This is a genomic window from Bacillus subtilis subsp. subtilis str. 168, from assembly GCF_000009045.1.
In the GTDB taxonomy this organism is placed as follows: Bacteria; Bacillota; Bacilli; order Bacillales; family Bacillaceae; genus Bacillus; species Bacillus subtilis.
Map to the genome: position 1 here is coordinate 623,296 of NC_000964.3, position 14,205 is coordinate 637,500.

11 protein-coding genes, 2 tRNA genes, 2 rRNA genes, 1 other RNA gene, 2 pseudogenes and 2 other annotated features (1 of these 20 only partly in view) are annotated in these 14,205 nt (G+C 44.4%); of the genes and pseudogenes, 14 read left to right on the forward strand and 4 right to left on the reverse strand.

The window, feature by feature from the left end; all coding sequences use genetic code 11:
* The first annotated feature begins 77 nt into the window (after nt 1-77).
* Together ydhJ and ydhK are read left to right on the forward strand one after the other, a co-directional pair.
* Entirely contained in the window at nt 78-1,055 is a 978-nt protein-coding gene (gene ydhJ, locus BSU_05780; protein NP_388459.1) for a putative metal-dependent phosphohydrolase, read from the forward strand.
* Between the two features lie 141 nt (nt 1,056-1,196).
* Entirely contained in the window at nt 1,197-1,814 is a 618-nt protein-coding gene (gene ydhK, locus BSU_05790; RefSeq protein NP_388460.1) for a hypothetical protein, read from the forward strand.
* A gap of 15 nt (nt 1,815-1,829) precedes the next feature.
* Here the strand turns inward: ydhK and pbuE are convergent, their stop codons facing one another.
* Nucleotides 1,830-2,996: a hypoxanthine efflux transporter gene (gene pbuE / locus BSU_05800; RefSeq protein ID NP_388461.2), complete on the reverse strand. Its 1,167-nt coding sequence runs from the start codon at nt 2,994-2,996 to the stop codon at nt 1,830-1,832.
* A 54-nt stretch (nt 2,997-3,050) separates the two neighbouring features.
* An RNA gene (gene aswA / locus BSU_misc_RNA_8) (adenine riboswitch) lies at nt 3,051-3,151 on the reverse strand.
* A gap of 175 nt (nt 3,152-3,326) precedes the next feature.
* Between aswA and gmuB the strand changes: the two genes are divergently transcribed.
* From gmuB to gmuG, 8 genes are all read left to right on the forward strand, one after another.
* Nucleotides 3,327-3,638, forward strand: a complete 312-nt coding sequence (gmuB, locus tag BSU_05810) for an oligo-alpha-mannoside phosphotransferase system enzyme IIB (protein NP_388462.1) — start codon at nt 3,327-3,329, stop codon at nt 3,636-3,638.
* Complete coding sequence (gene gmuA / locus BSU_05820; RefSeq protein ID NP_388463.2) at nt 3,638-3,970, forward strand: oligo-alpha-mannoside phosphotransferase system enzyme IIA; 333 nt, start codon at nt 3,638-3,640, stop codon at nt 3,968-3,970. Before gmuB ends, gmuA begins: the two co-directional genes overlap by 1 nt.
* A gap of 18 nt (nt 3,971-3,988) precedes the next feature.
* On the forward strand, nt 3,989-5,317 hold the full coding sequence (gene gmuC, locus BSU_05830) for an oligo-alpha-mannoside phosphotransferase system enzyme IIC (protein ID NP_388464.1): 1,329 nt from the start codon (nt 3,989-3,991) through the stop codon (nt 5,315-5,317).
* Nucleotides 5,318-5,334: 17 nt separating this feature from the next.
* Nucleotides 5,335-6,732: a mannoside-phospho-beta-d-glucosidase gene (gmuD, locus tag BSU_05840; protein ID NP_388465.1), complete on the forward strand. Its 1,398-nt coding sequence runs from the start codon at nt 5,335-5,337 to the stop codon at nt 6,730-6,732.
* A 142-nt stretch (nt 6,733-6,874) separates the two neighbouring features.
* Nucleotides 6,875-7,588 carry a transcriptional regulator (GntR family) gene (gmuR, locus tag BSU_05850; RefSeq protein NP_388466.1) on the forward strand — a complete coding sequence of 238 codons (714 nt, stop codon included), beginning with the start codon at nt 6,875-6,877 and terminating at the stop codon, nt 7,586-7,588.
* A 28-nt stretch (nt 7,589-7,616) separates the two neighbouring features.
* Complete coding sequence (gene gmuE / locus BSU_05860) at nt 7,617-8,516, forward strand: ROK fructokinase; glucomannan utilization protein E (protein NP_388467.1); 900 nt, start codon at nt 7,617-7,619, stop codon at nt 8,514-8,516.
* Entirely contained in the window at nt 8,513-9,460 is a 948-nt protein-coding gene (gmuF, locus tag BSU_05870; protein ID NP_388468.1) for a phosphohexomutase; cupin family, read from the forward strand. Before gmuE ends, gmuF begins: the two co-directional genes overlap by 4 nt.
* Before the next feature lie 18 nt (nt 9,461-9,478).
* Nucleotides 9,479-10,567 (forward strand): exported mannan endo-1,4-beta-mannosidase, encoded by a 1,089-nt coding sequence (gmuG, locus tag BSU_05880; protein ID NP_388469.2) that lies wholly within the window; start codon nt 9,479-9,481, stop codon nt 10,565-10,567.
* 60 nt (nt 10,568-10,627) lie between these two features.
* Nucleotides 10,628-11,356: a sequence feature (Evidence 5: Unknown function; Product type e : enzyme), on the reverse strand.
* Here the strand turns inward: gmuG and ydhUc are convergent.
* Nucleotides 10,628-11,356, reverse strand: a pseudogene (gene ydhUc / locus BSU_05890). (Overlaps the previous feature by 729 nt.)
* Nucleotides 11,356-11,481 (reverse strand) — a sequence feature (Evidence 5: Unknown function; Product type e : enzyme). It overlaps the preceding pseudogene by 1 nt.
* Nucleotides 11,356-11,481: pseudogene (gene ydhUn / locus BSU_05899) on the reverse strand. It overlaps the preceding feature by 126 nt. The pseudogenes ydhUc and ydhUn overlap by 1 nt, the downstream one beginning before the upstream one ends.
* 333 nt (nt 11,482-11,814) lie before the next feature.
* On the opposite strand from ydhUn, the gene trnE-Arg reads away from it, so the two are divergent.
* The 4 genes from trnE-Arg to rrnE-23S all read left to right on the forward strand — a co-directional run.
* Nucleotides 11,815-11,891: transfer RNA gene (gene trnE-Arg, locus BSU_tRNA_79), tRNA-Arg, on the forward strand.
* Between the two features lie 13 nt (nt 11,892-11,904).
* A tRNA-Gly gene (gene trnE-Gly / locus BSU_tRNA_80) sits at nt 11,905-11,978 on the forward strand.
* Nucleotides 11,979-12,137: 159 nt separating this feature from the next.
* Nucleotides 12,138-13,692: ribosomal RNA gene (gene rrnE-16S / locus BSU_rRNA_30) — ribosomal RNA-16S — on the forward strand.
* A gap of 167 nt (nt 13,693-13,859) precedes the next feature.
* Nucleotides 13,860-14,205 (forward strand): ribosomal RNA-23S (rrnE-23S, locus tag BSU_rRNA_12) (it continues 2,582 nt past the right edge of the window).
* The 16S and 23S rRNA genes sit together here with 2 tRNA genes alongside, the layout of an rRNA operon.

Sequence of the window (14,205 nt, forward strand, 5' to 3'; positions counted from 1 at the left end):
TCCTCTATTGAAAGATTGCATATGTACTATCAATATAAACAATATATAACAAAAAAAATAGATGTTGAGGTGACGGCATGGAAATCAGCGATATCATTTACGGGCAGCACCATATAGACGGAGTGCTGGAAGAGCTTATCAAAAGCGCTCCTGTGCAAAGATTAAAAGGAATCTATCAAGGCGGAGCAAGCTTTTTAGTCAATCGAAAGTGGAATGTGACCAGGTATGAGCACTCCATCGGCGTGATGCTCCTCATCAAAAAGCTCGGAGGAACGATAGAAGAACAGATTGCGGGTCTGCTCCACGACGTATCACACACAGCTTTTTCTCATGTGGTCGACGTTGTCTTTGAAAATCAAGCAGAAGACTATCATGAAAACATCTTTCAACAAGTCATTGTTCACTCTGAAATCCCGGACATTTTACAAAAACACGGCTATCATACTGAAGAACTTTTATCTGACGATTCAAGGTGGACATTGCTCGAACAGCCCGCACCGGAGCTGTGTGCTGATCGGACAGACTATACGCTGCGTGATATGTACCGATATGGACACATTAACCTGCACGAAGCGCAAACCTTTTTGGATCATCTTATTGTGAGAAACGGAAGGATGTTTCCTGATAGTATTGAAGCCGCCGAATGGTTTGTCAGTGTGTACTACAAGGAAGTAATTGATTTCTTTTTGAATCCTGTGAATGTATATGGATATGAATATTTAGCGCGAGCATTGAAGGCAGCGCTGCGGCATGATGTCATATCTGCAGAGGATCTGCTGAAAACGGACCAAGAGGTACTGAACATCCTGCGTGCATCAAAAAATGAAGAAGTCCTGAGCTTGCTTACATCCATTCATCCCGGCATACAAGTAATAGAGGATGACATCCAGTACGATTTCCATCAAAAGAAGAAAATGCGCCTAATCGATCCATCCATTTTTCTTGATGACAAATGGATCAAATCCTCAGGTGTTTCTGAAAAGGTGAGGAAAATGGGTGAGGCCGCTTATCAAAAAGCAAAAAAAGGTGTGTATATAAAAATCTTAAAGCAGTAATTGCCGCCTGACAGCGGCTTTTTTTATGTTTGGCTTTGCAAACAAAGGGGAATAGGACAAACTGCGGGAACGCTTTATGAGAATATCAGCGTATTTACATACCGTTCGGGGGTATAGTATTATCGAGAGGGCATGTTTTCATTGTCTGCGGGCAAAAGTTACAGGAAAAAAATGAAGCAAAGGAGAATGAACATGAAAATCTCTAAATATGCACTGGGAATTCTGATGTTATCTCTAGTTTTTGTTTTATCAGCATGCGGCAATAACAACAGTACGAAAGAAAGCACACATGACAATCATTCAGACTCCTCAACACATGAAGAGATGGACCATTCCGGATCAGCTGACGTTCCAGAGGGATTACAGGAATCTAAAAATCCGAAATACAAAGTAGGCAGCCAAGTAATCATCAATACTTCTCATATGAAAGGCATGAAAGGTGCTGAAGCTACGGTAACAGGCGCCTATGATACAACGGCGTATGTTGTTTCTTATACTCCGACTAATGGGGGACAGCGTGTGGATCATCACAAATGGGTGATCCAAGAAGAAATCAAAGATGCCGGAGATAAAACGTTACAACCCGGAGATCAGGTGATTTTAGAGGCTTCTCATATGAAAGGCATGAAAGGAGCAACAGCCGAGATCGATTCCGCGGAAAAAACAACTGTATACATGGTTGACTACACATCGACAACGAGCGGCGAAAAAGTGAAAAACCACAAATGGGTCACAGAAGATGAGCTTTCAGCTAAATAATAAAAAATCCTCCTTTTACAAGGAGGATTTTTTTGCTGTTTGAACAGGTCTTGTTAAAGAAATGAAAGCAAACAGGACAGCGATGATCACAATCGATCCGCCGCACCATGCCGTTGACACCACAGTACCCGTCTGATCCAAAACAACACCGCCAATGGCTGAGCCAAGGGCAATTCCGACTTGGAGGGCCGATGTGTTAAAGCTTTGCTGAATGTCAGACGAATCAGGTGCAATTTCAATTAAATAGCTTTGCTGAGCCGGGGCGAGGCTCCAGCTCAGAAGACCCCAAATCACCATGACAGGCAAAAAGAAAATCATAGACGATGTAGACAGCGGCAGTAAGAACATAATGATGGCAAAGGAACCGGTCACCAGCAAAATGCTCTTAAAGGAACCAAGCCGGTCAGATAGCGCTCCTCCGAAAGGGCCTCCGCATACAGCAGATATCCCGAAAAGGAAATAACAAATGCTGACCCAGAAAGAGCTCAGGTGAAGAGTCTCTTCTAAAAACGGCGCAAAGTAAGCGTAAAGCGTGTAGTGGCCAGCTAATGTAAACATCGTGACGAGGTGTGAACTCGCGATTTTCAGATTACCGATCGTCTTGAGTTGTTCCCGGAAAGGAATCATTTTCTCCGCCGGTATTCTTTCAAAGAAGATTGAAATAATCAGCATGGAGATCAGTGCCAACAGGCCGATGCCAAGGAACAAAATCCGCCACCCGAAGGAATCGCTGATTAAGATTCCGAGCGGCACGCCTAATGCGATAGCAGAGCTGAATCCCATAAAAATAATTCCGATTGCGCGGGCTCTGTATTCAGGCGCTACAATTTTCGGGGCAATTGTTAAAGAAAGCACAACAATCAGCCCTGTACTCATTGCTGCCAATACCCTAGATACCATCAGTGTTGCGAAATTAGGGCTGAAATAGGCGACAAGATTGCTAAGGAAGAAAACAAATAAAGCAATTAGATATAAGCGCTTCCGCTCAATCTTCGCAGTCAATGCCAAAAGCAGCGGCCCAGATACTGCATATCCCAGCGCAAACACACTGATCAGCTGTCCGGCTGAAACAATGGAAATGTCTAAATCATTTGCGATCTGAGGAAGAATTCCCCCCACAATTAACTCAACCAATCCGACTGCAATCGTAGAAGCTGCAAGCAGGAAAACTTTGAAATTCATAACAAACTCCTTTACTTAAATGTTTTGATAAATAAAAAAAATCCTGATTACAAAAAATGTCATAAACAAATTTTGTAATCAGGATTTTACGGTTCCTGGTAGACACCCTCAAACCATATTATTGAGGTTATACAAGTGATAATAGCTATTTAATTGATTCGTTTCCGTTGATGAGTGTACCACATTATGAATGAATCTTCCATAGAAAAATTTATAAAACGGTGAACCGGAAAAAAATATGATTATATTTATTTTATAAAAGTATAGACATTTAAAATTAAATGACTATAATAATCAATGTAAGCGTTTTAATAACAGGGGGGATAGCAGTTGAAAAAAATATTACTCGCGTGCAGTTCAGGAATGTCTACCAGTTTATTGGTGACAAAAATGAAGGAATACGCACAGTCTATCGGTGAGGAAGCGGAGATTTGGGCTGTTGGCCAGGATAAAGCAAAAGAAGACATGAGAAAAGCGGATGCCGTTTTGATCGGTCCGCAAATGAGCTTTCTGAAAAGCGAGCTCCAAAAAGAAGCAGATCAATACAACATTCAAGTTGAAGTCATTGACATGATGGCCTACGGAATGGCAGATGGGAAAAAAGCGTATGAGCAGGCATTGTCCTTAATGGTGAATCAATAATGGAACAGATGAAAATCACGAATTTAACAGACGAGCAAATCAGTTTTCAGCTAATCCTGCACAGCGGAAATGCCCGCAGCTGCATCATACAATCACTGCGCGCCTATAAAGAAGGGAAAAAGGACGAGGCTGATGCCCTCATTGCCAAGGCGGAGCAGGATTTATCCGCGGCCCATGACATTCACTTTCAAATGATACAGAAGGAATCCGGCGGAGAAGCAACAGCTTTTTCATTGCTGCTTATGCATGCAGAGGATCATCTGATGTCAACATTATCCATGAAAGAATTAGTGAAAGAGATGCTTGATCTCTTTAAAACCAAGAATATATAAAAAATCGGGGTGGATAGGGTGTTCGAGAAAATCAGCCAATTCCTTGTTCCAATTGCAGGGAGGTTAAACAATAACCGCTATTTGCAAGTGTTGCGTGATGCATTTATGCTGGCTTTCCCGCTGACGATATTCGGGTCCATTTTTGTCGTGTTAACGAATTTGCCGTTTCTAAACAAAATCATGAACGCCTCAATGCTTACGTCGTTTCAGTCTCATTTCGGCATTGCCTCCACGGCGACAATGGGCATTATGTCTGTCTTTGTTGTGTTCGGGATAGGCTATTACCTGTCGAAAAGCTATCAGGTCGAAGCTGTATTTGGCGGAGCGATCGCTTTGGTTTCCTTTTTGCTCTTAACGCCATTTATCATTCAGCCGGAAACAGGTGATGCCATTACAGGGGTTATCCCGGTCGATCGTCTCGGTGCAAAAGGGATGTTTCTTGGGATGATTACGGCATTTCTTTCTGGCGAAATTTACAGAAGAATCGTTCAAAAAAACCTGACAATCAAAATGCCAGCCGGCGTTCCGCCTGCTGTAGCAAAATCATTCGCCGCACTTATTCCGGCTTTTATCACATTGACTGTATTTTTGCTGATTAACGTAATGGTGACTCTGTTTTTTAAAACAAATATGCACGACGTCATTTATCATGCGATTCAGGCTCCGCTTGTCGGACTTGGAAGCGGTATCATTCCAACACTGATTGCCGTGTTTTTCATTCAAATTCTTTGGTTTTTCGGACTGCATGGACAGATCATTATCAACTCCGTGATGGACCCGATTTGGAATACACTGCAGGTAGAAAACCTTTCTGCTTACACGGCGGGAAAAGAAATCCCTCATATTATTTCAAAACCGTTTATGGAGATTTATACAGTAGGGATGGGCGGAACAGGGATGACGCTTGCGATTGTGTTTACCATTCTCATATTCATGAAAAGCAGGCAGATGAAGCAAGTATCAAAACTTGGCCTCGCTCCCGGTATTTTTAACGTAAACGAACCGATTATCTTTGGGCTTCCGATTGTCATGAATCCGATCATTATTGTGCCTTGGGTGCTGGCACCGATGGTTGTTACGCTCGTCACCTATCTGGCTATGTCAGCCGGGCTCGTTCCGCCTCCAACTGGTGTGACAGTGCCGTGGACGGTTCCATTATTCATTAATGGCATCATGGCGACGAACTCAATCATGGGGGGCGTGATGCAGCTTATCAATCTGCTGATTGTCTTCGTGATCTGGTTTCCGTTCCTAAAAGCAATGGATAAATTAAATCTGGCAAAAGAAAAAGAACAGGCTGTGCAGGAGACAGCTGCTCAGCAAAATGATAACAGCATAAAAATGTGACATAAGGGGAGAGAGACTTGGCACATACAGAACAATATCGTTTTCCAAAGGATTTTTGGTGGGGATCATCCGCTTCAGCAACACAAATGGAGGGTGCCGCCGACAGAGACGGAAAAGGCCAGAATATATGGGATTATTGGTTTGAAAAAGAACCGCATCGTTTTTTTGATCATGTCGGACCCGCAGACACATCCCAATTTTACGACAACTATAAAGAAGATATCAGGCTGATGAAGGAACTTGGCCACAACTCGTTCCGGATGTCGATTTCCTGGTCACGTTTAATACCAAACGGAACGGGCGAGATCAACGATAAAGCCGCAGATTTCTATAACAATGTCATTGATGAGCTGATCGCTAACGGAATTGAACCTTTTGTCAATTTGTTTCATTTCGATATGCCGATGGCGCTTCAAAAAATCGGCGGCTGGGTCAACAGAGAGACGGTTGACGCGTATGAAAACTATGCAAGAACTTGCTTCCGTTTGTTTGGCGGCCGGGTGAAAAAATGGTTCACGCATAATGAACCAATCGTTCCCGTAGAAGGCGGATACCTATATGATTTTCATTATCCAAACAAGGTCGATTTTAAAGAGGCCGTCCAGGTTGGATTTCATACGATGCTATCAAGTGCCCGCGCCATTCAGGCTTACAGGGAGATGAAGCAGGACGGAAAAATCGGCATCATCTTAAATTTGACCCCTTCATACCCGAGAAGCAGCCATCCGGCGGATGTGAAAGCCGGGGAAATCGCAGACGCGTTTTTTAACAGATCTTTTTTAGACCCATCTGTCAAAGGCGAATTTCCCAAAGAGCTGGTTGACATTTTGAAGCATGAAGGCTTTATGCCTGATTACAACGCTGAAGATCTCGACATCATCAAAAAGAACACGGTTGACCTGTTGGGAGTGAATTATTACCAGCCGAGACGTGTGAAAGCGAAAGAACATCTTCCGAATCCCGACGCTCCTTTTTTGCCGGACAGGTATTTTGATCCCTACGTCATGCCGGGCCGCAAAATGAATCCGCATCGCGGCTGGGAGATCTATGAAAAAGGCGTTTATGATATTTTGATCAATTTAAAAGAAAACTACGGCAACATCGAGTGTTTTATCTCTGAAAACGGTATGGGGGTTGAAGGTGAAGAGCGATTCAGGGATGAACAAGGCATCATTCAGGATGATTACCGGATTGAATTTATAAAAGAGCACCTCAAATGGATTCACCGCGCCATACAGGAAGGCTCGAACGTAAAAGGCTATCACTTATGGACGTTCATGGACAACTGGTCTTGGACAAATGCCTATAAAAACCGATACGGATTTGTATCAGTCAATCTTGAGAAAGACGGAGAAAGAACCGTCAAAAAGAGCGGAAAATGGTTCAAAGAGGTTGCTGAGCATAGCGGTTTCTAGATTTTCCTAAAGGTCAAGATCTTCCGGCAATCATCATAACGAATAGAGATGACGAAAATCCGCAACATTGATGAAATAGGGAAAAGAACTTATGATATCCGTAAAAGCTTATGTGATATCAAACAGCTGCCGGAGGATACCAATGAATAAATACGAAATCATTGCAAATGAAATGAGAAATAGAATTAAAAATAACGTATATCCGATCGATCAGCCCATTCCTGATGAAGTATCTCTTGCAAAAGAATTTAACTCAAGCCGCATGACGATGAAGAGAGCCTTGGATAATTTAGTTGCCGAGGGTCTGCTGTTTAGAAAACGAGGCCATGGCACGTTTATTATTCAATCTGCAATACAGGATGACCATGTCCATGTAGTCAGCAATGAGATTCTCGGATTGACCAACTTGCTGAAAGATAAAAAAATCAAAAGCAAGGTCATTCAGTTTGAAGTGCAATTTCCCACTGAGGAAGTGGCCGCCCATTTGTCTATTGATCAGAAAACACCGGTTTATTATGTCGTTCGGCTGCGAATTGTAGAAGGTGAACCCTATGTATTAGAAAAAACATATATGCCGACTCATTTAATACCGGGCATTAATGACGATGTCCTTCATGATTCGATCTACAATCATATTACAAATGTGCTGCAGCTCAAAATCGCCGGAACGCATCGGAAAATCAGAGCCTGCAAATCTGATCATATTGACCAGCAGCATCTGGGCTGTAAACAGGATGATCCAATTCTTGAAGTGGAACATGTGGGCTTCTTAGATACCGGGATTCCATTTGAATATTCCTTTTCACGTCATCGGCATGACAAGTTTGTTGTGACTTCTGTAAACATACGGCGCTGATTGCGGAGACAACAAGGAGGCCATCTGCATGCTTGGCGGTATTGAAGCAGGCGGCACAAAGTTTGTTTGTGCTGTCGGTAGAGAAGATGGAACGATCATTGACAGGATAGAATTCCCCACAAAGATGCCGGATGAAACGATAGAGAAAGTAATTCAATATTTTAGCCAATTTTCATTACAGGCAATCGGCATCGGCTCCTTTGGTCCCGTTGATAACGATAAAACCAGTCAAACATACGGTACCATTACGGCCACGCCGAAAGCGGGCTGGAGACACTATCCCTTTTTGCAAACCGTTAAGAACGAAATGAAGATCCCAGTCGGATTTAGTACAGATGTCAACGCTGCGGCGCTGGGTGAATTCCTTTTCGGTGAAGCGAAGGGTCTTGACAGCTGCCTGTATATAACGATTGGCACTGGCATCGGAGCGGGGGCTATTGTAGAGGGGAGGCTCCTTCAGGGGCTGTCACACCCAGAGATGGGCCATATTTATATCCGGAGGCACCCGGATGACGTATACCAAGGGAAGTGCCCTTATCATGGAGATTGCTTTGAAGGCTTAGCTTCAGGCCCCGCTATCGAAGCCCGCTGGGGGAAAAAAGCCGCGGATTTATCAGATATAGCACAAGTCTGGGAACTGGAAGGGTACTATATTGCCCAAGCACTGGCTCAGTATATTTTGATCCTTGCACCTAAAAAAATCATTCTTGGCGGCGGCGTCATGCAACAGAAACAAGTGTTTTCTTATATCTATCAATATGTACCAAAAATCATGAACAGCTACTTAGATTTTTCTGAATTATCAGATGATATAAGTGATTATATTGTACCTCCACGTTTAGGCAGTAACGCCGGAATCATCGGCACGCTAGTTTTAGCGCATCAGGCCTTACAAGCAGAGGCAGCATCCGGGGAGGTGCGATCATGACGCATCCATTATTTTTAGAGCCTGTCTTTAAAGAAAGACTATGGGGAGGGACGAAGCTTCGTGACGCTTTTGGCTACGCAATACCCTCACAAAAAACAGGTGAGTGCTGGGCCGTTTCTGCACATGCCCATGGCTCGTCGTCTGTAAAAAATGGCCCGCTGGCAGGAAAGACACTTGATCAAGTATGGAAAGATCATCCAGAGATATTCGGGTTTCCGGATGGTAAGGTGTTTCCGCTGCTGGTAAAGCTGCTGGACGCCAATATGGATCTCTCCGTGCAAGTCCATCCTGATGATGATTATGCAAAACTGCACGAAAATGGCGACCTTGGTAAAACGGAGTGCTGGTATATCATTGATTGCAAAGATGACGCCGAACTAATTTTGGGACATCATGCAAGCACAAAGGAAGAGTTCAAACAACGAATAGAAAGCGGTGATTGGAACGGGCTGCTGAGGCGAATCAAAATCAAGCCAGGAGATTTCTTTTATGTGCCAAGCGGTACACTCCATGCTTTATGTAAGGGAACCCTTGTCCTTGAAATCCAGCAAAACTCTGATACAACATATCGCGTATACGATTATGACCGCTGTAATGACCAGGGCCAAAAAAGAACTCTTCATATAGAAAAAGCCATGGAAGTCATAACGATACCGCATATCGATAAAGTGCATACACCGGAAGTAAAAGAAGTTGGTAACGCTGAGATCATTGTTTATGTGCAATCAGATTATTTCTCAGTGTACAAATGGAAGATTAGCGGCCGAGCTGCTTTTCCTTCATATCAAACCTATTTGCTGGGGAGTGTTCTGAGCGGATCAGGACGAATCATAAATAATGGTATTCAGTATGAATGCAATGCAGGCTCACACTTTATTCTGCCTGCGCATTTTGGAGAATTTACAATAGAAGGAACATGTGAATTCATGATATCTCATCCTTAATGAATGGGGGAGTTGCATTTGTTTAAGAAACATACGATCTCTTTGCTCATTATATTTTTACTTGCGTCTGCTGTTTTAGCAAAACCAATTGAAGCGCATACTGTGTCGCCTGTGAATCCTAATGCCCAGCAGACAACAAAAACAGTGATGAACTGGCTTGCGCACCTGCCGAACCGAACGGAAAACAGAGTCCTTTCCGGAGCGTTCGGAGGTTACAGCCATGACACATTTTCTATGGCTGAGGCTGATAGAATCCGAAGCGCCACCGGGCAATCGCCTGCTATTTATGGCTGCGATTATGCCAGAGGATGGCTTGAAACAGCAAATATTGAAGATTCAATAGATGTAAGCTGCAACGGCGATTTAATGTCGTATTGGAAAAATGGCGGAATTCCGCAAATCAGTTTGCACCTGGCGAACCCTGCTTTTCAGTCAGGGCATTTTAAAACACCGATTACAAATGATCAGTATAAAAAAATACTAGATTCTTCAACAGTAGAAGGAAAGCGGCTAAATGCCATGCTCAGCAAAATTGCTGACGGACTTCAAGAGTTGGAGAACCAAGGTGTGCCTGTTCTGTTCAGGCCGCTGCATGAAATGAACGGCGAATGGTTTTGGTGGGGACTCACATCATATAACCAAAAGGATAATGAAAGAATCTCTCTATATAAACAGCTCTACAAGAAAATCTATCATTATATGACCGACACAAGAGGACTTGATCATTTGATTTGGGTTTACTCTCCCGACGCCAACCGAGATTTTAAAACTGATTTTTACCCGGGCGCGTCTTACGTGGATATTGTCGGATTAGATGCGTATTTTCAAGATGCCTACTCGATCAATGGATACGATCAGCTAACAGCGCTTAATAAACCATTTGCTTTTACAGAAGTCGGCCCGCAAACAGCAAACGGCAGCTTCGATTACAGCCTGTTCATCAATGCAATAAAACAAAAATATCCTAAAACCATTTACTTTCTGGCATGGAATGATGAATGGAGCGCAGCAGTAAACAAGGGTGCTTCAGCTTTATATCATGACAGCTGGACACTCAACAAGGGAGAAATATGGAATGGTGATTCTTTAACGCCAATCGTTGAGTGAATCCGTAATGTCACAATTAAGAAGGTGCTCAAGAAGTTTCTTGAGCACCTTCCCACTGGATTAAGCATTCATATCGCCTAACCCAGGACTGTGTTCATTTGGTATTTCAGGAAGCACTGGTACGGGAAACCCTGCCGGAGGATCTATTACTTGTAACTCTCCGCCATTTCGGCTTGGAGATTTCCCTTGATAGATTTCACTGATTCTCGTTTCATCCAACCTAAAGTTAAAATGTGTATTATGGTAGCCTAATTCGACATACTTTCTGCACTCAGGATATTTATTAATGTCATAATTCGGCACAGGGAGCAGCTTCGCCCATTCAACGCCCAATGTCTCGAGCGCTTTCGCGAATGCATTCTGGTGAGCATTGTCGCGTACAATCAGAAAAGCAAGTGTTTCGCGGAACGTCTGATTAGAGCTCATTTCATAAATTCTTGTTTTTTGCAGCACACCTGTCGACTCAAGAAGCAGGTTATCCAGCAGGTCAGTAATTAAGTTTCCGTGGTTATACACCCACGACCCGTTCCACGGATTGCCCCCTGCATCAACAGGAAGGGAACTTTGCGCTCCAATAATATAATGATGAGGATTAGCATGTTTAACCGCTTCATCAAGTGGCGCTTGATCTGTACCTTGACTGCCGACACCTTCACCGCCTGATTCATCTAATAAAGCATTGATTGTGTTTTGAACCAGTTCAACGTGGGCAATCTCCTCTAAAAAAATGCCGCGAAGCAGATCGCGGTACTGTTTCTGCTTTCCTCTGAAATTAGAGCTTTGGAAAAAAACTGCATCATTGTACGCATTTCTCCGTAATGACCGCCTAATATCTCCTGCAGGACCTTAGCAGCTGCCGGGTCTGGCTTGTCCGGTTTAATGATATTAATCAGTTCCTCTTTGTAGTAATACATAACACGCCTCATTTCTTCTTAAGAGATTTTCTTATATTATTTGTAAGATGAGATAAAATATATACATGATAAGCATGGGAAGGCGTGAAAGAAGAAAATAAAAAAATACAGGAAAAGTGTTGACCAAATAAAACAGGCATGGTATATTATTAAACGTCGCTGATGAACAGCGTGAAACAAAACAGAAAAACAAAAAAGTTTTCCTAAGGTGTTTACAAGATTTTAAAAATGTGTATAATAAGAAAAGTCGAATTGAAAAAGATTCGAAAAAACATTAAAAAACTTCTTGACTTCAACATCAAATGATAGTATGATAGTTAAGTCGCTCAATAAGCGCCCGTAGCTCAATTGGATAGAGCGTTTGACTACGGATCAAAAGGTTAGGGGTTCGACTCCTCTCGGGCGCGCCATATAAGATACCACGCGGGTGTAGTTTAGTGGTAAAACCTCAGCCTTCCAAGCTGATGTCGTGAGTTCGATTCTCATCACCCGCTCCATTATTGAATGATCTTTGAAAACTAAACAAGACAAAACGTACCTGTTAATTCAGTTTTTGAAAATCGCACAGCGATGTGCGTAGTCAGTCAAACTAGGGCCTGCACGATGCAGGTCACACAGGTGTCACCGCGGGATGCGGTGGACTTAACCTGTGATCCATTTATCGGAGAGTTTGATCCTGGCTCAGGACGAACGCTGGCGGCGTGCCTAATACATGCAAGTCGAGCGAACAGATGGGAGCTTGCTCCCTGATGTTAGCGGCGGACGGGTGAGTAACACGTGGGTAACCTGCCTGTAAGACTGGGATAACTCCGGGAAACCGGGGCTAATACCGGATGGTTGTTTGAACCGCATGGTTCAAACATAAAAGGTGGCTTCGGCTACCACTTACAGATGGACCCGCGGCGCATTAGCTAGTTGGTGAGGTAATGGCTCACCAAGGCAACGATGCGTAGCCGACCTGAGAGGGTGATCGGCCACACTGGGACTGAGACACGGCCCAGACTCCTACGGGAGGCAGCAGTAGGGAATCTTCCGCAATGGACGAAAGTCTGACGGAGCAACGCCGCGTGAGTGATGAAGGTTTTCGGATCGTAAAGCTCTGTTGTTAGGGAAGAACAAGTACCGTTCGAATAGGGCGGTACCTTGACGGTACCTAACCAGAAAGCCACGGCTAACTACGTGCCAGCAGCCGCGGTAATACGTAGGTGGCAAGCGTTGTCCGGAATTATTGGGCGTAAAGGGCTCGCAGGCGGTTTCTTAAGTCTGATGTGAAAGCCCCCGGCTCAACCGGGGAGGGTCATTGGAAACTGGGAAACTTGAGTGCAGAAGAGGAGAGTGGAATTCCACGTGTAGCGGTGAAATGCGTAGAGATGTGGAGGAACACCAGTGGCGAAGGCGACTCTCTGGTCTGTAACTGACGCTGAGGAGCGAAAGCGTGGGGAGCGAACAGGATTAGATACCCTGGTAGTCCACGCCGTAAACGATGAGTGCTAAGTGTTAGGGGGTTTCCGCCCCTTAGTGCTGCAGCTAACGCATTAAGCACTCCGCCTGGGGAGTACGGTCGCAAGACTGAAACTCAAAGGAATTGACGGGGGCCCGCACAAGCGGTGGAGCATGTGGTTTAATTCGAAGCAACGCGAAGAACCTTACCAGGTCTTGACATCCTCTGACAATCCTAGAGATAGGACGTCCCCTTCGGGGGCAGAGTGACAGGTGGTGCATGGTTGTCGTCAGCTCGTGTCGTGAGATGTTGGGTTAAGTCCCGCAACGAGCGCAACCCTTGATCTTAGTTGCCAGCATTCAGTTGGGCACTCTAAGGTGACTGCCGGTGACAAACCGGAGGAAGGTGGGGATGACGTCAAATCATCATGCCCCTTATGACCTGGGCTACACACGTGCTACAATGGACAGAACAAAGGGCAGCGAAACCGCGAGGTTAAGCCAATCCCACAAATCTGTTCTCAGTTCGGATCGCAGTCTGCAACTCGACTGCGTGAAGCTGGAATCGCTAGTAATCGCGGATCAGCATGCCGCGGTGAATACGTTCCCGGGCCTTGTACACACCGCCCGTCACACCACGAGAGTTTGTAACACCCGAAGTCGGTGAGGTAACCTTTTAGGAGCCAGCCGCCGAAGGTGGGACAGATGATTGGGGTGAAGTCGTAACAAGGTAGCCGTATCGGAAGGTGCGGCTGGATCACCTCCTTTCTAAGGATATTATACGGAATATAAGACCTTGGGTCTTATAAACAGAACGTTCCCTGTCTTGTTTAGTTTTGAAGGATCATTCCTTCGAAACGTGTTCTTTGAAAACTAGATAACAGTAGACATCACATTCAATTAGTAATACAAGATATCACATAGTGATTCTTTTTAACGGTTAAGTTAGAAAGGGCGCACGGTGGATGCCTTGGCACTAGGAGCCGATGAAGGACGGGACGAACACCGATATGCTTCGGGGAGCTGTAAGCAAGCTTTGATCCGGAGATTTCCGAATGGGGAAACCCACCACTCGTAATGGAGTGGTATCCATATCTGAATTCATAGGATATGAGAAGGCAGACCCGGGGAACTGAAACATCTAAGTACCCGGAGGAAGAGAAAGCAAATGCGATTCCCTGAGTAGCGGCGAGCGAAACGGGATTAGCCCAAACCAAGAGGCTTGCCTCTTGGGGTTGTAGGACACTCTGTACGGAGTTACAAAGGAACGAGGTAGATGAAGAG